This window comes from Anaerolineales bacterium, assembly GCA_019637805.1.
Lineage (GTDB): Bacteria > Chloroflexota > Anaerolineae > Anaerolineales > UBA11579 > JAMCZK01.
This window is the reverse complement of the sequence record JAHBVB010000002.1, coordinates 694,528-712,440: the sequence shown is the minus strand read 5'-3', so window position 1 is coordinate 712,440 and position 17,913 is coordinate 694,528. Positions and strand designations below refer to the sequence as shown.

The 17,913-nt window shown below is 62.2% G+C and carries 18 protein-coding genes; 12 read left to right on the top strand and 6 right to left on the bottom strand.

Annotation, left to right across the window (positions count from 1 at the left end; translation table 11 throughout):
• The first annotated feature begins 89 nt into the window (after nucleotides 1-89).
• From KF885_09200 to KF885_09190, 3 genes are read left to right on the top strand one after another with little or no spacing between them, the layout of a single operon-like run.
• Complete coding sequence (locus KF885_09200) at nucleotides 90-446, top strand: hypothetical protein (GenBank protein MBX3049335.1); 357 nt, start codon at nucleotides 90-92, stop codon at nucleotides 444-446.
• Nucleotides 440-2,164: a hypothetical protein gene (locus tag KF885_09195; protein ID MBX3049334.1), complete on the top strand. Its 1,725-nt coding sequence runs from the start codon at nucleotides 440-442 to the stop codon at nucleotides 2,162-2,164. The genes KF885_09200 and KF885_09195 overlap by 7 nt, the downstream gene beginning before the upstream one ends.
• Nucleotides 2,164-3,342: a radical SAM protein gene (locus KF885_09190; protein MBX3049333.1), complete on the top strand. Its 1,179-nt coding sequence runs from the start codon at nucleotides 2,164-2,166 to the stop codon at nucleotides 3,340-3,342. Before KF885_09195 ends, KF885_09190 begins: the two co-directional genes overlap by 1 nt.
• Nucleotides 3,343-3,417: 75 nt before the next feature.
• Here KF885_09190 and KF885_09185 read toward each other — a convergent pair whose 3' ends face one another.
• From KF885_09185 to KF885_09175, 3 genes are all read right to left on the bottom strand, one after another.
• Nucleotides 3,418-4,338 (bottom strand): hypothetical protein, encoded by a 921-nt coding sequence (locus KF885_09185; protein MBX3049332.1) that lies wholly within the window; start codon nucleotides 4,336-4,338, stop codon nucleotides 3,418-3,420.
• A 45-nt stretch (nucleotides 4,339-4,383) separates the two neighbouring features.
• Complete coding sequence (locus KF885_09180; GenBank protein MBX3049331.1) at nucleotides 4,384-5,250, bottom strand: hypothetical protein; 867 nt, start codon at nucleotides 5,248-5,250, stop codon at nucleotides 4,384-4,386.
• A 74-nt stretch (nucleotides 5,251-5,324) separates the two neighbouring features.
• Complete coding sequence (locus KF885_09175; GenBank protein MBX3049330.1) at nucleotides 5,325-6,944, bottom strand: radical SAM protein; 1,620 nt, start codon at nucleotides 6,942-6,944, stop codon at nucleotides 5,325-5,327.
• 82 nt (nucleotides 6,945-7,026) lie between these two features.
• Here KF885_09175 and KF885_09170 point away from each other — a divergent pair, with 82 nt between their 5' ends.
• The 7 genes from KF885_09170 to KF885_09140 all read left to right on the top strand — a co-directional run bounded on the left by KF885_09170 (nucleotide 7,027) and on the right by KF885_09140 (nucleotide 13,457).
• The gene (locus tag KF885_09170; GenBank protein MBX3049329.1) at nucleotides 7,027-7,749 is read left to right on the top strand and encodes a class I SAM-dependent methyltransferase; all 723 of its coding nucleotides are present in this window, start codon (nucleotides 7,027-7,029) and stop codon (nucleotides 7,747-7,749) included.
• A 64-nt stretch (nucleotides 7,750-7,813) separates the two neighbouring features.
• Nucleotides 7,814-8,596: a hypothetical protein gene (locus KF885_09165; protein MBX3049328.1), complete on the top strand. Its 783-nt coding sequence runs from the start codon at nucleotides 7,814-7,816 to the stop codon at nucleotides 8,594-8,596.
• 7 nt (nucleotides 8,597-8,603) lie between these two features.
• Complete coding sequence (locus KF885_09160; GenBank protein ID MBX3049327.1) at nucleotides 8,604-9,245, top strand: hypothetical protein; 642 nt, start codon at nucleotides 8,604-8,606, stop codon at nucleotides 9,243-9,245.
• A gap of 34 nt (nucleotides 9,246-9,279) precedes the next feature.
• Nucleotides 9,280-9,924: a glycerol-3-phosphate acyltransferase gene (locus KF885_09155; protein ID MBX3049326.1), complete on the top strand. Its 645-nt coding sequence runs from the start codon at nucleotides 9,280-9,282 to the stop codon at nucleotides 9,922-9,924.
• 24 nt (nucleotides 9,925-9,948) lie between these two features.
• Entirely contained in the window at nucleotides 9,949-11,862 is a 1,914-nt protein-coding gene (locus KF885_09150; GenBank protein MBX3049325.1) for an endonuclease/exonuclease/phosphatase family protein, read from the top strand.
• A 48-nt stretch (nucleotides 11,863-11,910) separates the two neighbouring features.
• The gene (locus KF885_09145; GenBank protein ID MBX3049324.1) at nucleotides 11,911-12,546 is read left to right on the top strand and encodes a LysE family transporter; all 636 of its coding nucleotides are present in this window, start codon (nucleotides 11,911-11,913) and stop codon (nucleotides 12,544-12,546) included.
• Entirely contained in the window at nucleotides 12,543-13,457 is a 915-nt protein-coding gene (locus tag KF885_09140) for an aldo/keto reductase (GenBank protein MBX3049323.1), read from the top strand. Before KF885_09145 ends, KF885_09140 begins: the two co-directional genes overlap by 4 nt.
• A 1-nt stretch (nucleotide 13,458) precedes the next feature.
• Here KF885_09140 and KF885_09135 read toward each other — a convergent pair whose 3' ends face one another.
• Nucleotides 13,459-15,165 carry a universal stress protein gene (locus tag KF885_09135; protein ID MBX3049322.1) on the bottom strand — a complete coding sequence of 569 codons (1,707 nt, stop codon included), beginning with the start codon at nucleotides 15,163-15,165 and terminating at the stop codon, nucleotides 13,459-13,461.
• Nucleotides 15,162-15,818, bottom strand: coding sequence for a metallophosphoesterase (locus KF885_09130; GenBank protein MBX3049321.1), 657 nt, complete (start codon nucleotides 15,816-15,818; stop codon nucleotides 15,162-15,164). Before KF885_09130 ends, KF885_09135 begins: the two co-directional genes overlap by 4 nt.
• Before the next feature lie 81 nt (nucleotides 15,819-15,899).
• Between KF885_09130 and KF885_09125 the strand changes: the two genes are divergently transcribed.
• Both KF885_09125 and KF885_09120 read left to right on the top strand, forming a co-directional pair.
• The gene (locus KF885_09125) at nucleotides 15,900-16,223 is read left to right on the top strand and encodes a helix-turn-helix transcriptional regulator (protein ID MBX3049320.1); all 324 of its coding nucleotides are present in this window, start codon (nucleotides 15,900-15,902) and stop codon (nucleotides 16,221-16,223) included.
• A 195-nt stretch (nucleotides 16,224-16,418) separates the two neighbouring features.
• On the top strand, nucleotides 16,419-17,318 hold the full coding sequence (locus KF885_09120) for a VOC family protein (GenBank protein MBX3049319.1): 900 nt from the start codon (nucleotides 16,419-16,421) through the stop codon (nucleotides 17,316-17,318).
• Between the two features lie 12 nt (nucleotides 17,319-17,330).
• On the opposite strand, the gene KF885_09115 is transcribed toward KF885_09120, so the two are convergent.
• Entirely contained in the window at nucleotides 17,331-17,843 is a 513-nt protein-coding gene (locus tag KF885_09115) for a DinB family protein (protein MBX3049318.1), read from the bottom strand.
• Between the last annotated feature and the right edge of the window lie 70 nt (nucleotides 17,844-17,913).

The following is a 17,913-nucleotide window of genomic DNA, read 5'->3' as shown; positions in this document are numbered from 1 at the left end:
AATTGGCCCCATTCTAACCCTCTAGCCACTCTGATAGCGAAGATTTGCCAAAAAATCGGCTACACTACGGAAGACACAAGGAGTTCTCAATGAAGACAGCTGGCAATATTTTCGCCGCCATTTTGGTCTTTTTTGGCGTGCTATTTATATGGGGTGCGTTCAGTGATCAAGGCGGCGGCATTGGTTGGATCGCAGTTGGCGCCATCAGCACCGCAATTGGTTTGGGCATCATTTGGTACGTGAACCGCAAAGAACCCGCTGCCCAAGAACACAAGGTAACCTATCAGGTAGAGCTCACCGGCGATGTCAATCTGGAGAACTTCCAGTGCCGCCAGTGCGGCGGCGCGCTGAGCAGTGAAAACGTGCGCCTGGTGGGCGGCGCGCTCAACGTCGAATGCCCCTATTGTGGGGCTGTCTATCAAGTCGAAGAGAAACCCAAATGGTAAGACAGTTTTTGCAGAACCTGCGCAAGCCGTCCTGGCGTTCTGCCCTGCTGCTGCTCGGCCTGCTGGTCATGCTGGCCATGCCGTTCAGTGTCTCGGCCCAGGACTATTATTTCGCTGTGCCACGCGCCTGGGTGGATGTGTACTGGGAGAGCGACGGCACCGTCACGGTTGACTATGAAGTTGTTTTCCAAAACGGCACAGGGGCGCATCCCATCGACGTGGTGGACCTGGGCCTGCCCAACCGGCAATATTCTGCCGGCAACATCACGGCATCCATGAACGGCCAGGCGGCATCACGCATCGAGGCGCAATCTCCTTACATTGATGCCGGCCCCGCCATCTACTTTAGCAATCCCATCCCGGCCGGCGGCAGCGGCACTTTCCGCGCCCGCGTGACCGGCATCCGCCAGGTACTGTATACCGACAACCTGGACGACGATTACGCCAGCGCTTTGTTTATGCCGAATTACTTCGGCAGTGAATTCACCTACGGCACGACAGACCTGACCGTCATCTTCCACCTGCCCCCCGGTGTGCAGCCGGCTGAGCCGCGCTGGCACACCGAAGGCCACGTGGGGTTCCCGGACGAGCCGGTAACCGGCCGGGATAACCAGGGCCGCATCACCTATACCTGGCGCAACCCCAGCGCCAGTCCCTCGCGTGAGTACATCTTCGGCGCGTCTTTTCCCACTCACTACGTGCCCGCCAGCACCATCCAGCAACCCAACATCTGGCAGCGCCTGGGCCTGGACCCGGACTTCGTCATCACCATGCTGGTGTGCTGCTGCTTCGGCCTGATCATGGGCATCATTATCTGGGTGGCAGTGGCGGCAGACCGCCGGCGCCGCATGCAATACCTGCCACCCAAGATCTCGATTGAAGGCCACGGCATCAAGCGCGGCCTAACCGCCCCAGAAGCGGCTATTCTGCTGGAACAGCCCATGGACAAGATCTTGACCATGATGCTGTTCTCGGCGATCAAAAAGGGCGCGGCCGAGGTGGAGAAACGTGATCCACTGGAACTCAAAGTGGCCTCGCCGCTGCCCGCCGAGGCCGGCCTGCGCGATTACGAGATGGAATTCCTGGGCGCCTTCGCCCAGAGCAACAAGACCAAGCGCCGCAAAGAACTGCAAGACATGATGGTGCGCCTGGTCAAGGGCGTGGCCACCAAGATGCGCGGCTTCAGCAAGCGTGAGACCGTCGACTTCTATCGCAAGATTTCTGAGGATGCCTGGAAGCAAGTGGAGGCAGCCGACACACCCAAGGTCCAGAGCCAACTGTACGAAGAGAACCTGGAATGGACCATGATGGACAAGGATTACAACCGCCGCACGCAAGACGTCTTCGGCGGTGGCGGGCGTTCCGTGTATGTGCCGCGCTGGTGGGGCAGCTATGACCCCACCTTCCGCACGGCCGGCGCGGGCGGCGGGGGCCGCAGCGGCCCCGGTGCGCCAACCAAGAGCACGGGCGGCGGTGTTTCGCTGCCCACCCTGCCGGGGGCGGATTTCGCTGCCTCCATGGTGCAGGGCGTGCAGAACATGGCCGGCGGCGTGGTGGGCAACCTGAGCGACTTTACCGGCGGCGTAACCAAAGTGACCAACCCGCCGCCCCCGCCCAGCCGCACCAGCAGCAGCGGCGGCGGCTTCAGCGGGGGTGGCAGTTCCTGCGCCTGCGCTTGTGCCGGCTGCGCCTGCGCTTGCGCTGGAGGAGGCCGCTGATGGGCTGGCGAGAACGCCTGGGCTTGAACGACACTGAGCGCGCCGCTCCCCTGGAGCCGGGCTTTTATACTTACACGGCGCCGGCCAGCCATCCCTTCCACTACCGCTTGCATCTGCGCGTGGAGCCGAACGGCCAGGGACTGCTGGTATTGAATGCCTCGACGGTGATGCACCTCAACCAGTCCGCCGCAGAATATGCGTATCACTTCATCCATCTAACCCCTCCGGATGAAGTTGCCGCCAAAATCAGCCAACGCTACCGGGTCAGCAAAAAACAGGCAACCACCGATTACGCCAACTTTGCGCAAAGCCTGCAAACATTGATCGAGACGCCCGACCTGGACCCGGTGACCTACCTGAACCTGGAACGCCAGGCGCCCTATACCGACTCGATGACCGCGCCCTATCGGCTGGATTGCGCGCTGACTTACAAGCTGCCCGCCGGAGCCCCGCGCGATGCGGCGCCCACCAAGCGCGTGACCCGCGAGCTCAGCACCGAAGAGTGGACGCAGATCATCGACAGGGCCTACGAAATCGGCATCCCGCATGTGCTGTTCACCGGCGGCGAACCCACCCTGCGTGAGGATCTGCCGCAACTGCTGCAGCGCGCCGAAGAGCACGGCTTGGTGAGCGGCCTGATCACCGACGGCCGCAAGCTGGGCGATACGCGTTACCTGAAGACCCTATTAGATGCAGGCCTGGACCACGCCATGATCGTGCTGCAGCCCAGCAAAGAGGAAACCTGGGAATCACTGGCCAGTTTTGCCTACTGGCGCAAGGTGCTGGATGATGACATCTTCATCGCCGCCCACCTGACGCTGACCAAGCAGAACGCCAAGCAGATCAATAGCCTGATCGACCGTATCGCCGAGAGCGGCGTGCGCGCCCTTTCGTTGAGCGAGAGTGACGAAACGCTCAGCGACAAGCTGCAAACCGCCGCCGACCACGCCAATCATATGGGCTTGCCGCTGGTCTGGGACATGCCGGTGCCTTACTCAGGCTTAAACCCGGTGAGCCTGGAGCTCAAAGCCCAGAAAACCAAAGCGCTCGACGGGGCCGGCCGCGCCTGGCTGTACGTCGAGCCGGATGGCGACGTGCTGGCAGGACAGGGCGGCAAAAAAGTTTTGGGCAATATGCTGAATGACAAGTGGAGCAAGATCTGGAAGGTTAAGGCATAGCCCCTATCATCAGCTTGTAGATTGCATAGACAAAAAAGAGGCCGGTCAAAAGACCGGCCTCTTTTTTATCTATAGCTAATCCGTGCTCTTCACCAGCTTCACACCGAGCGCAGCCAGTCGCTGCTGCTCGGCGCGTGTCGGGCCGACGAAGTCAACCTCAGGGTGCAGGATAGGGCTGGTGCAGTCGGTTAGGAAGTTCATGCCTTCCAGCACCTGGGGCTTACTGGCATAGTACTCCGCCGCCTGTACCTGGCTGGCAATCACGCAGTGTGTCTCGGCCTCACCCGCCCACCAGGTGCGCTCGTAACCGGCGAGTTCGTCCAGCAAGGTCCGGTCGGCCCGGCCGCGCGGGTCGCCGGGATATTCCACCTCTGGCGCAAACGCCCCGTAGCGCTCCACCTGCGGCAGGTCGCCCTTGGTCACGAAGACCGGCTGGGCCTGCCGGGCGGCGCTGTGCCAGGCAATCGCCTCGTACAGCGCTGGCGAGAGGGCCTGGCCCCAGGTGCCCACCATGGTGTGCTTGGGCCAGATCATGAGCTGTTTCTGGCTCTGCTTGGCCAGTTCGGTGACGTAGTGCTGCGACCACTCCGCATCCTGCCGGGCGACCCATGCACCCTGGGCCAGATCTTCGGCGGTGATGACGGTGAAAGGTGCCGGCTGCTCGCCAGTAGCCGGGTTGTGCCACCACTCGCTGTAGAAGATCTGCATCGGATAGTGCGAATCCAGCGTGCAGTAGATAGCACTGATCTGCTCGGCTTTGTTGTAAATGAATTCGACGAGGCGCTGCAGATCGGCCTCGGAGCCGGGCACGCTGAGTGCGCCCTCCGGGCGCACAAAGTCGTTCTGCATATCGATCACCACTAGCGCCGCGCGGGCCTTGTCTTCGGCTGCGGGCCGTAGGCCGGCTTGGGCTCCCAGCGTCATAAACTCCTGGGTGCGCGGGACATAGTCGCGGAAGGCATCTTCACTGTTGTAGAGCGTAGGGAAATTAGACATCAGGGCTCCTCAGACACAAGCTCGTACAATGATAATAGAGATTAATCAGCCGTAAAACGTGGTGCGGGTGATGTCATTGAGCAAGGTCGCGGTGGTGGCATCCTCTTCACGGCCCAAGGTCAGCTTGACATCTTCCTCGGCCACCACACCCGCCAACCCATCCATCACACCCTGAGCCCAAGCAGCGAAGCCCACTGCGCCCAGTTCCTGGCCGGAGCCGCGCGGCGGGCGCAGCCACAACGGCAAGTAGCTGAGCTCCGGCGTATCCAGCACACCGGCGAACTCGTCGCCAAGCAGTACCCAGCCAAAGTTGCGGTCCAGCACTTTCTGGCGTTCAAAGGTCAGGCGGCCGTCGCTGCGCGCTTCACGCGGGGCACGCTCGATGATCAGGCGGTAGTATTCCCGGCTCTCCTCCAGGCTGTAGCCGCCCACTCGCCCGGCCACATAGCGCACCAACGGCTGCACCGCCACGCCCAGGTCCAACTCGGCCACCGGGCGGCCCGGATGGGCCTCGATAATCTCCAGAAACGGTTCTTCGTAGAGATGCAATGTGCTGTTGATCTTCTGCGCAGCCGCCCGGCGTTGGTCGCCGCGCGCCTGTGGACTCAGGCCGCGGCCCTGGGTGCGAAAAGCCTCGGCCACTTCCACCGTCAGTGGATCGGCAGCTACCTGGCGCAGGAAGCCTTTGCGCAGCATCTCGAAAATGACCAGGGTGAGCGTGATATGCAGAGGACGGCCCAGCAAGATAGCGCCTTCGGCGGGGGTCAGGCCGCGTTTGATCCCGCCGCCTTCGATGCGCGCCAGGGCGGGCGTGTAGGGCTGCAGGTTGGCCTGCCGCCAGTGCCAATAGCGCGTGCCGACATACAAAAGCAAAAGAACACAGACGGCCAGGATCGCGTATTGAAGTGTCATTCGTCTTCCATCAAGTAAAAGGCTCCCGGCAATCATAACCGGGAGCCTTGACCTTCTAGACTTCTACAAATAGCCTATTGAATTTCCTCCAGGCCGATCAGCGACATGTTACCGCTGGAGCGCACCGTGGTGCGCGTGGTGCTGGGCGAAGGGATGAAGCCGCCTGTCGGGATATAGCCGGCAGTGTGTACATGACTCTTGATCTCGTGGGCCGCCCCGCCGGTGCCGCAGCTGCCGCTGCAGCCAGAGCAACCGCCGCCGCCCTCGCCGGCGATGCGCACGCCATCGCGTGCTTCACGCTCGATGCGGCAGCCCCCACCGCACAGCGGCAGGTCCGGGCAGGTCCAGCACTTCTCCGGCAGGCCATAGCCCTTGGGGTCTTCTTCGCGGTGGCGGAAAGAGCGGAACAGCTCCCCATCCCAAATTTGTTCCCAGGGATCATGCAGGATGTTGCCTGCGGACACGTAATACGACTGGCAGGGCAGCACATCGCCATTCGGTTCAATGCACAGCGAGTACTCCCCGGCATTGCAGCGCTTGGCGCCAATTTCCAGTTCCACCGGGGACATGCGGCAATACTCGGTGGGCGTGTACCACAGGAAGCGCATGCCCAGCTCGTCCGCCTTATCACGCACGCGCACCAGCAACGCAGGCATCTCCGCCTCCGTGATGGCAGACGGATGGGCAAAACCGCCGCCGGAATAGATCATGCCGTTCATCGCAAAAGTGCGGATGCCCAGCGAGTAAAGGAACTCGATGATCTCTTCGGCGTGGTCCATGTTGGCGCGCATCAGCGTGGTGTTGGTGATGACATGCACGCGGCTGGCCACCGCGTTCTCGATGCCCCGCAGGGTTTGCTCGAAAGAGGTCGCCCCCATCATGGCATCGTGCACTTCCCCCCGGCTGGAACCCAACGTGATCTGCACATGGTTCAAACCGGCCTCGGCCAGTTCTTCCATATAGGGCTTATGAGCGATGTGACGGCCGTTGGTGTTGAGGCCTACCACCATGCCCAGCTTCTCGGCGTACTGGATGATCTGCGGCAGGTCGGGGTGCAGCGTGGCCTCGCCGCCGGTCAGGATCAAATGCGGCACACCCAGCTCAGCCAGGCGGTCCAGCACGGCCTGCCACTCCACCAGGGGCAGTGAGGGCATTTGCAGGCGGTCATTCTCGTTGTAACAGTGCGGGCACTCGTTGTTGCAGCCGTAGGTCAGCGCCATGTCTACCTTGTACGGCGCATTGATCTCAATGCTGAACAGGGGCGACATGGACACCGCATCAGACAGGCGGCAGGTGGCACAGTCCCCGTCCGGGTGGCGGAAGCCATCGACCATGTCGTAGATCTGGTCGAGCTCGCTGTTCAGCTGCGCAGCGGCCACGCCGCTGCGCCAGCTGGCCAGGCGCGCCCGCGCTGCATGGCGCGGCACGCCATCCAGGGCCATCTTGGCCATCAGGGTGGCCGTCTGGTTCAGGTGGACCACATCGGTCACATCCACGAAGAGGACGCCATTGCCGCTGGGCTCCACGCGCAGGTGGATGCGGAAAGTGCGCCCGTTGGATGCTTCGATATCGTAATAATGCAATCCCAGGCTGGGAGTTTCAGGGGGCTGCAGGGCAGCCAGAAAACTGCTGGAGTTCTGGCGAAGGCCCTGCCAAAGTGCGTTCATGGATGTGGGGCGAATAGCGATGGCCATAGATACAGTATATAACCTGTAAAGGCGGCCGTCTATTACGATTTTCCCTGAGCAAAATTTGCCAAGCTCTATAATACTCAAGATGTCCCTGTCCCCTGACCTGGCTGAGCGCCGTTACCAGCAGCAAGCCGGCTGGACCGAGCCGCTGCGCCGCCACCTGTTCGTCCGCGCCGGGCTGGCCCATGCCCAACGCGTGCTGGAGGTAGGTTGCGGCCCCGGCGCCGTGCTGCGCAGTCTGCCCGCCACTCGCGCAGCCATCCACGGCTTGGATATTGACCGCCCTGCCCTGCAACGGGCGCGAAGTGTCTGCGCGGCGGACTTGACTTGCGGCGATGCCCTGCACCTGCCCTACGCGGACAACAGCTTCGATCTGAGCTTCTTCCATTATGTGCTGCTTTGGCTGCCTGACCCGGTGCAAGCTCTGCGGGAAGCCGCCCGAATCACGCGGCGCGGCGGGACAGTCCTGGCCTTTGCCGAGCCAGACTACACTGCCCGCGCCGCGCCAAGCAGCGCCTTGCAAACAGTCAATCAGTTGCAAGTCCAGGCTCTGCGCCAGCAAGGAGCCGACCCTGGTTTTGGCGGGCAACTGGCCGCCAGTTTTGCCGCGGCCGGCCTGCCGCCCGCGGAAAGCGGCCGGCTGCAAAGCGATCCGGCCGCGGGGGAGAACCCGCTGGAAGCCGAGGTACTGCAAGCGGACCTGGCCGGGCTGCTGCCCGCAGCAGACTTGGCCGCGCTGCTGGCCGCACTCCAAGCCCAACCTACGGCGGAGGTGCCTACCTACTTCGCCTGGGCGCGCCTTGCCTGAGGCATTTGACACTTCAGCAGGCGGCATGCAACCGTATAATGGGAATGAAAGCTTGAGGAACAACATGAATAAACACAATCTATTTTGGGGCGCGCTGCTCATCCTGGCCGGTGTTCTTTTTCTGGGCAACAATCTCAACTGGTTCAGCATTCGGCCGCAGCTCATCTTTCCCATCGTGTTGATCGCACTGGGCATCTACACCCTGCTCAGCCGCCAATGGCCGGACGACCAGAACAGCATTGCGGATAGCATCCAAATCCCTCTCGAGGGCGCCAAGCGCGCCGAGCTGCGTCTGACCTACGGCGCCGGCAAGTTCAGCCTCAGCGGCGGCGGCAGCGGGACGCAGCTGCTCAGCGGTTCAGGCTCGGTCCAGCATTCCGCTCGCCGCGAGGGCGACACATTGCGAGTGCGCTTGGAGCACGGCCTGACCACTTTCTTCCCCTGGAATTGGAATGGCGCGCAGCGTCTCAAACTACAGCTCAATGCCAAAACGCCTGCGATCATCAAACTGGAATGCGGCGCGGCGGATAGCACGTTGGACCTGCGCGATACCCAAGTTCAGGAGATTGAGATCGAGACGGGGGCCAGCAGTACCACCCTGGTGATGCCACAGCGGGCCGGGCACACGCGGGCCAAGATCTCCGGCGGGGCGGCCAATTTCGACATCACCGTGCCGGAAGGCGTAGCGGCCCGCATCAGCGTCGAATCGGGCTTGGGTTCAGTGATGATCAATGAGCAGCGCTTTCCGCGAAACCTGAATGCCTACCAATCCGTAGACTATGACAAAGCGGCCAATACACTGGAGTTGATGATCGAAGTTGGCCTCAGTTCAGTACAGGTGAAATAGGAGAACCATGCAAAGAGACTACCGCACCATCTTTGGCGTGCTGCTGATCGCCGGCGGCATCCTGATCGGCCTGCAGCAATGGGGTTACCTGAAAGGCAACTGGAACGATGCCTTGTTTGCCGGCCTGTGGGCCTTGGGTGCCTTGTATTTCTTTGACCAGGCGCGCCTCCAAAACAATCCCTGGCTGAATTTCGCCGGGTTGGTGCTGGCGGGTTTGGCGGCTTCCAACCTCCTCGATCTATTCTTCCCGCCCATCGGCGATGCTCTGGGCGGCGCGGTCTTTCTTGGCGCCATTGGAGCAGGCTTCCTGTTCATCTTCCGGCGCGAACCCAGCAACTGGTGGGCGCTGATCCCCAGCGGGGTCATGTTCACGCTGGCGATCATTTCGGTACTGGATGATCTGCGGCTGGATTTGCCCTTTGAAACCGGCGGGTTGCTCTTTATCGGCATTGGCCTGACTTTCCTGGTCATCAGCCAGTTGCGCACCAGCAGCGAGCCCTTGGGCTGGGCCATTTTCCCGGCCGGAGCTCTGATCCTTTTCGGCTTGTTTGTCAGCCTGGGCAGTGCAGCCAGTTGGAACTACGTTTGGCCGGTGATCATTATCGTCGTCGGCATTTGCCTGCTCTGGCAATCGCTGCGCAAGAGCTAGCCAAGATCACGGTTTTCACCGATACTAGGGACTTATGGAAGCCAAGCTTGTCCTTTCGCTCGTCTCCAGCTATCTGATCGGTTCCATCCCCTTTACACAAATCCTGGCCCGCTGGGTCAAGGGTATAGACCTGCGCCAGGTGGGCAGCCGCAATGTGGGCGGGCGCAACCTGTCACGCCAACTGGGCGTGGCTTGGGGGCTGCTGGGCGGCGCTCTGGACGTGGCTAAGGGCGCCGCAGCGCTGTGGCTGGCCGAAGTGCTTGGTGTAGACTACCCTGAGCGGCTGCTCAACGGTATGGCCGTGGTGGCGGGCCACAACTGGCCGGTGTGGCTGCGCTTCCACGGCGGCAAAGGCCTGCTGGCCGCCCTGGGGGCGATCAGCTACATCGTCTTCCCGGAGGGCTTTTGGAGCTTTGTAGTGGGCATGGCGATCTTGCTGCCTACCCGCAACATCCTTTACACCAGCACGGCCGGCTTTGCCAGCATGCTGGTGGTGGCCGCGCGGCAAAACCGCCCTGCCGAGATCGTATACTTTATTATCGCCACTTGGGGGGTGGTATTTCTGGCCAGCCTGCCGGATGTGATCAAGACCTTACGCACTCCGGGCGCCCTCAAGGCTTACCTGCATGAACCTGACGCTGTATATCGGCAAAGCACCCAAAAACGCAAGAAACCCTAACTTCGCCAAGAAAGGCAAACACTTATGCTATCGACCTTCACGAAAGATTGGCAGCGCCACGCCCCGGCCTGGCTGCTGACTGCGCTGACTGTGGTCTTCGGCCTGCAGGAGCTGCGCGTGCTCTTTGTCGGCTTCGTGGGCTACCTGCGCGACTCGGTGGGCATGTCCTCGCTCAGCCTGGCCCCGGTGGCCATCGGCATTTTTGCGCTCAGTTTCCTGGCCGGGCTGCTCAACCGCCTGGTGAGCACGCGCAATGCGCTGTGGGTGAGCGCAGGCGGCCTGGCCCTCCTGCGCGCCGCGGAGCAATTCGCTCAGACGGCCCCGCTGGACCTGTACATTTCCGCCGCGGCGGTAGTTCTGTTCCTCATCTTCATTCCGGTAGCCATCGGCAGCGTGCGCGCCCAGGGTGGCAATGCCCCGCTGCACTTTGGCCTGGCTTTCCTGCTGGGCCTGGCGCTGGACGGCGTGATCGTCGCCGCCGGACGCACGCTGGACCTCTCGTGGCAGAGCGGCTTATGGCCCGTAGTGGTGGTGCTGGCGCTTGTGGTTGTGCAGCTTTGGACGCTCAACCGGGAGGCCGCCGGCGCGCCGGCGGCCCACGACGGCAGCTGGAAGGCCAACCTGGCCACGCTGGCGGTTGGTCCCTGGCTGTTCCTGCAGCTGCTCGTCTTCCAGAGCCTGCCTCTGATCTCCTCCAATGCCGGCTGGCATACCCCTGCGGCGGCCATCTTCCTGGTGTTGGGCAACTTCCTCGGCTTGTATATCGGCACACAGATCGCAGGCCTGCGCCCGAGCTGGCTGCACGCCCTGCTGGCCGGCGCCTTGACGCTGCTGGCCTTGGTGCTTAACACCCCTGGCGCCGGGCTGACCAGCCTGGTGTTGCTGCTGGGCCAGGCCTTTAGCATGGTTTTGGGGTTGCTCCTGCTGCTTTCCGCGGCCGGCGTCAAAGGAGAGCCAGGTTTGCTCAAGACCAGCTTGCTCAATGGCCTGAGCCAGGTTTTCCTAGTCTTGCTGCTTTTCCTGTACTACGCTTCGTATGATATTGACTTTGGTTTCCGTCCGCCCGTGCTGCCCCTGGCCGCCGCGGCTGTGGTGACGCTGCTGGCTATGGCCGCCGGACGCTCGCAAGCGCACACGGCGGGGTTCACCCCGGCTTACAGCGCCGCTGCGTTGTTGCTGATCCCCCTGCTGATGCTGCCGGGCTGGAAACTGACCGACAACCCCTCCAGCACGCCTGCCGGCAGCGTGCGCATCATCAATTACAACGTGCATGATGCGGTCAATACCGACGGCCGCGTCGACCCCGAAGCGCTGGCCCGCGTGATCGAAGACAGCGGCGCAGACATTGTCATGCTGCAAGAGATCTCACGCGGTTGGCTGATCTGGGGCGGCATGGACATGCTCGAGTGGTTCTCCCTGCGCCTGAACATGCCGTACGTCTGGGATGCGACGGCCGACAGCCAATGGGGCATGGCGATCTACAGCCGCTACCCGCTGGAAAATGTGGAGTTCTTCGACCTGCCGCCGGATGACGTCTTGCTGCTGCGCGGCTTCACCGTGGCCGAAGTGGATGTGAACGGCCAAGTGCTGACCCTGATCAACACGCACTACAGTGAGAAGGATGGCCAGGACGAGATCCGCATGGTGCAGTCCTCCGCTATCCTGGATGAGTGGAATGGGCGTCCCACCACCGTGGTGACGGGCGATTTCAACGCTCGCCCCGAGTCGGCCGCCATCCAGCTGATGCTGGAGGCCGGCTTCATTGACGTCTCCCGCGAGCTGGGCCAGCCGCCGACCCATACCTACTACGCGGCCGACCCAACGCACCAGATCGACTACATCTTTCTGAGTCCGGACCTGGGCTATCGGGATTTCCTCATCCCCGGCACGACAGCCTCAGACCACCTGCCTCTGATCGTCACGGTAGAGATGCCGTAGAAAGACAAAGGGAGCCTGCGGTCGCAGGCTCCCTTTCAAAACCGCACCATGGACTTCAGCAGCATCGCATTCTTCCTGCAGGGCGCCGGCATCGGGTTGTACGCCGCGCTCAGCCCCGGGCCTTTCCAGTCGCTGGTCATCGCTCAAAGCTTGCTGGGCGGTTGGCGGCGGGCGGCCCCGGTCACCTTTGGCCCGCTGATCGCCGATATTCCAATTGCTACACTGCTGGTCTTTTTCATCAGCCAGGTGCCGGATGACTTCCTGCGCTTCATTCGCCTGGCGGGGGCCGCCCTGCTGATCTGGCTGGCCTGGGGGCTGTGGCAAGAGATGCGCAGCCGCAGTCAACAGTCCAACCCGCAGGCCGCCACGCCGCAGTCGCCTTGGCGCGGGCTGGCGCAGGGCGTCCTGATGATCTTCCTCAGCCCGGGGCCTTATTTGTTCTGGGCGCTGATCCTGGGGCCACTGCTGCTGCAGGCCCTGGGCCTCTCCTGGCTGCACGCCATTCTATTCTTGCTCGGCTTTTACAGCTTCAGCATTGGCGGCTTGCAACTGTTGGCCCTCGTCCTGGGCCGGCTGGGTCAGCTCAGCAGCCGCGGCCGCTGGTGGCTGCAAGCCGCCAGCCTGGCGCTGATGCTGGGCTATGCCGCTTTTCTGGCCTACAGCGGCCTCAAAGGGCAATCATGAACACCATCCGTTTAGGGGCAGACGGCCCCGAAGTCAGCGCCATCGGCGTAGGCTGCTGGGCCTGGGGCGATGAGCCTTACTGGAGCAGCGGCCAACGCTACAGCAGCGCCGATGTGGCCGCCGCCTACCAGACCAGCCTGAATGCAGGCCTTAACTTCTTTGATACCGCTGAATTGTATGCCCTGGGCCGTTCAGAAAGAGTGCTGGGTCAGTTGGCCGCGGGCAACAGCCAGGTCTACATCGCCAGCAAATTCTTCCCCTACCCCTGGCGCATCTCGATCGCCCAATTCCGGGAAGCGCTGCGCAGAAGTGTGGAACGCCTGGGCAGCCGGCCCATCCAGCTCTATCAAATTCACTGGCCCTTCCCGCCGCGCCGTGTGGAGTATTGGATGGACGCCATGGCCGAAGCCGTGCAGGCCGGACAGATCCTGCAAATTGGCGTGTCCAATTACAGCCCACAGCAGATGGAGCGTGCGCAGGCCGCTCTGGAAAAGCGCGGTTTGCGCCTGGCCAGCAACCAGGTGCGCTACCACCTGGCGGACCGCAAAGTGGAAAAGAATGGCCTGCTGCAGCTATGCAAGGATATGGGCGTGACCCTCATCGCCTACAGCCCCATCGCCCAGGGTCTGCTGACCGGCAAATACACCCTGGAAAATCCGCCGCCGTTCCTGCGCCGTATCAGCCGGGCCACACTGCTGCGTGCCCAGCCGCTGCTGGCGGCCATGCAGCGCATCGGCGCGGCGCACGGCGGTAAAAGCCAGGTACAGGTGGCGCTCAACTGGTGCTTGAGCAAAGGCACCCTGCCCATCCCGGGCGCCAAGAACGCCCAGCAGGCCGCCGAATTCGGCGGCGCGCTGGGCTGGCGTTTGTCGCAAGAAGAGATCCAGACGCTGGAAGCGCTGTGGCCCTAAGCTAACAGCACACCCAAACCGGGCCTTTGAATTCGCGCAGCACGTGGTCCAACGTGCTGCCCCACACCATCTCCAGCAGATTGCCGCGGCCATAGCCGCCGATGAGCATGAAGTCACAACCTTGTTCACGCGCCGCTTCCAGTAGGCCCGGTGCAGCCTCACCTGACGCAGAGAGATACTGCGCTTCCACCCCCTGCGAAATCAAATAGCCTTTGGCCTTCTGCAGGTTCAGCGCCTCGGTGATGCGCCGCTCGCGCGAACTGAAGACGGTGATGCGCACGCCCCAGGCGTTGGCCAGGTAGGCTGCCAAATACAGGGCTTCGTTGGCTTTGCGGCTGCCATCGTAGGCCAGCAGGGCGTGCTGCATGCGGCTGGCCTTACGTACCACCAGCGCCGGGCGCGGGCTGCGTGAGAGGAAGACGCGCAAGCCGGAAAGCAGCCGCGGCAGCGGCTGCGCTGCCGGCGGGTGCTTGAGGTGCAGCACCACCAGATCGCTCCAGTGTGAGCGCGCCTCGACCCGGCGCGAGATGTTGCCCTGCTCCAGCACCAGGCGGCCGCGCACTCCGGCCTTCTCCAGCCGGCGCTGGAACTCTGTGCGGATCTGCTCCACCTTGTGGCTCTCACGGCTTTCGCCGCTGGCCAGGACATGCACGCCGCGCAGCTCCGCGGCTTCCTGGTGCGCCACGCGGATGGCCAGGTCCACTGCCGTCCAGCTGGCATCCTCGCCACTGATTGGCACCAGAATGCGCGGGAACAGCTTCTGGCCAGACGGGATCTGGCCGCGGTCCAGGCGCCACTGGGTAGGCACAGGCTGGCGGCCCAGCCAGCGGCGCAGGCGGTCCCACAAGCGGCCCGGCTTGGTATACAAGCGGTTCCACAAGTGGGCGGCGGTTTCCTCTGTGCCCAGGTCCCAACCCAGCTGCTCCTCCAATTCGTGGCGGCGTTTCATCAGCCACAGGTACATGTCGGCCTCGGTGCGGCCTGGGAAGTCATGCAACAGATCCAAGCGGCGGATGGCCTCTACCGCCGGCAGGTAGAGCGCCTGCAGCCAGTGCTCCACAGCTTCTGCCTGGGGGACATTGCTGCGCTTTTGGTCCACACCCATGTAGTAGCGGTGCACTCGGATGTGCTCCAACATTTCGTTGTAGCGGCCGGCCAGGGTGACGCGCAGATCCAGTTCCGGATGCAGCTCATCCAGACGGGTCTCTTCCAAGAAGAGCGCTTCTTCTGCTTTCAGGATCAGGTCATTGGGCGTCAGATCGGCGGTTAGCTTGACCCGCGAGGGCAGCTCGCTGACGTAGGCTTCGATCGTCGTGGCGCCGAGCTCGCGGGCCACCGAGACGCGGTGATGGCCGTCGAGCACAAAGTACACATCGCCGATCTGGTAGAGCTCGACCGGCGGCAAACCGCTGCCCTCCACGGCCAGGCGCACCTGCGCCCAGCGGCCTTGCTGGCTGGCCTGGCGCGGCAAGAACTGGCGGTTGAAGTCTTCATAGCGCCCCACCGTGCCGACGATCGCATCCAGAGGCACATCGCGCAAGCCGCGCGGCAGCAGGCTGCCGCGCCCTATCTTCTTGCGCACTTCGTCGTAGGAAAGCAGCCGGCTGCTGCGCCCGCCGATGCCTTGCAGGAACTCCTGCAGGGCCGCCCGGCGCCGGGCCCGGCGAAAGTCCTGCACCGCGGTGCTGTAGCGGCTGTAAAAGCTCATGGCTCGCTTGTATAGCGCAACTGGGGAATGCGCAGTCGGGTCTGGCGAGACCCATAGGTGTTGATCACGATCGTCTTCCGGAATCGTTGTATGGTCGGAGTGGTATTGCTGTAGACATGGATGTGCCCGTGGAAATGATAGCGCGGCTGGGCCACTTTAAGCAGCCAGCGCAGGGCTTTGAAACCCTGGTGGGCCGGGTCATCCGCATCGCCCACGCCCCACGGCGGCGAATGGGTCACCAACACATCCAGCGCCCGCCCGTGGCGTACACGGTTCCATAGCAAGCGCGGCAGCATCTCCAGCACCAGCCACCACATGTCTGCCTGGGTGTACATGAAACCGCCCTTGCGGTAGCGCAGCGAACCTTCAAAGCCTGCCATCAACAGGCCGTTGAAGTTGACCACCTTGCGATGCAGGTCCACCGCCCCCCAGGGCGCCCTGCGGTCTGCCCCCTGGTCGGAAGCTTCCACTTCGGATGCGTGATTGCCGCGCACGAAGAAAACCGGCTTGCGCAGCACATCCACCAGGTATTCCAGATAGTAGTACGGCAAATCCCCGCAGCCCAGCACGAAGTCTATATGCGCAAAGCGCTCTGCCACACTGGGGGTGTAGATAGGCTCCAGCACAATATCGCTCAGTGATAAGACCCTCATCTCGCGGGACTATAACACGTCAGCCGGCAACCATTTGACAAGCCCAATCACGCACAGGTACACTTATTGAAAGCTATCTATATGAAAAAGAGCACAGAACTGATCACCCCAGTGGCTTTTGCCAAGATCCTGGCAGACCCGACCCGCCAGCAGATCATGGATGCCTGTTGCTGCGTTTGGCGCTCGGTCAGCGAGATCGTGGCGGTGGTTGAGGTCAGCCAGCCCACTGTTTCTCATCATCTGTCGGTGCTGCGCGAGGCTGGGTTAGTGAAGATCAAAGAAGAAGGCAAGCATAGCTACTACACTCTGAACCAAGAAGCTGTGGCGCAGTGCTGTGGTCAATTGTTGGTCGCTTTTGCGCCAGAGAGCCAGGCGGCCAGCCAATTATCCAAGCTCACTTCTTAAAAGCTCGTGGCCAGCGCAGTTGTGCGCTGGCCACGAGATAGGATTAGCAGCAACCCCCGCCGCCACAGCAAGAGCCGTTACTCAAAATCTGCAACTCGGTGCTTTCAGTAGACATGCGCAACCTCCTTTTCTGCAATATACATAGATGCGCATCTATGTAATAGATACTAATAGACGAGCGTCAATATGTCAATCATGAACAATCACACCTTCAAGATCCACTCCGATACCCAGATCGCCCATGTGGAATTGCAAGTGCGAGACCTGGACAATATGCTGCGCTTTTACGGCCAACTGATGGGTTTCCAGGTCGTGGAGCAGGCCCATGGCCGCGCCCGTCTGGCGGCCCAGCCCGACAGCCCCGCCCTGCTGACCCTGGTGCACAACCCACAGGCCGAGTTGCAGCCTTCTTCTTCGTTCGGCGTGGGCCTCTACCACACCGCCTTCCGCTTCGCAGGCCGCGGCCCACTGGCCACCACCCTGCTGCGCGTGGTGGCCGCGGGCTGGCCGCTCCAAGGCGCCTCAGACCACCAGGTCAGCGAAGCCATCTACTTCGCCGACCCGGAAGGCAACGGCATCGAGATCTACCGCGACCGGCCGCGCGCCAACTGGCCGCGCCTGCAGGACAGCATCCAAATGGGCAACCTGCCGCTCGACCTGAACAAACTGCTGGAGGAAGCCGACCGTGAAGCGGCCGAGGCGGGGGCGATTGACCCCGGCACAGACATTGGCCACATCCATTTGCAGGTCTCGGATACAGGTCTGGCACAAAGCTTCTATGGCGACGTGCTTGGCTTGGACGTGATGATGGCCATGCCCAGCGCGCTGTTCATGGCCGCCGGCGGCTACCACCATCACCTAGGCGCCAACATCTGGCACAGCCGCGGCGCACCGGCACGCCAAGCCGGCCGTACCGGCCTGCTGTCTTACGCCTATCGCGTTCCGGACGCGGCGGGCTGGCAGGCTTTGCAGCAGCAGCTGACCGGCAGCGGCCGTGAGCTGCTGTCCATCGAGCGCGAGGGCGCGCCGGGCCTAAGCCTGCCGGACCAGGACGGGATTCAAGTGGAATTGCTCGGCCCTAAAGAGCCCAGCTAGACGAACGGCAGGCTACCAATCACCGGCATAGCCCACCTGGTAGGGATCAGCGGTCCGCGTCCAGTAGGCATATTGCAGCTCATTCAACTGACGGATGTGCAGGAAATCATGCGCCAGCCAGGCGGCCAACATGTCCCCGGCGCGCATTTTGCTGCCCCAGGGTGCCATGCGACCCGATTCCCAATCAGGTTGTGATAAGCCGCGCAGCCACTCGAGCGAATTTTCCCGTTCTTGCAAAAAATTCTCCAGAGAAGCCGGCAGTTCACGTTGACTGTATTGACGTGAAGTCACCCAACCGGCCGGGTCGATCGGCGGCCAATCGGCCTGCGGCTGGTGCAGCAACAGATCCAGCCGCCGCCGGAAGTCTTCGCGTTCCTCATCGTAGAGGTGGTTGACCACCTCCAGAATAGACCAATCAGACGGAGAGGGCTGCCAACGCGCCTGTTCCGCTGGCATATCCTGCACCAAACTGGCAATGGCTGCAGCATTGTGGGTAAAGCGAGCGATATAGGTTTCCAGATTCATAGAGAAGCCTTTACCAGAGAATGGAGGGCAACATCAGCCTGAGAAGCACGAATTCGAGTTTCAAGCATTG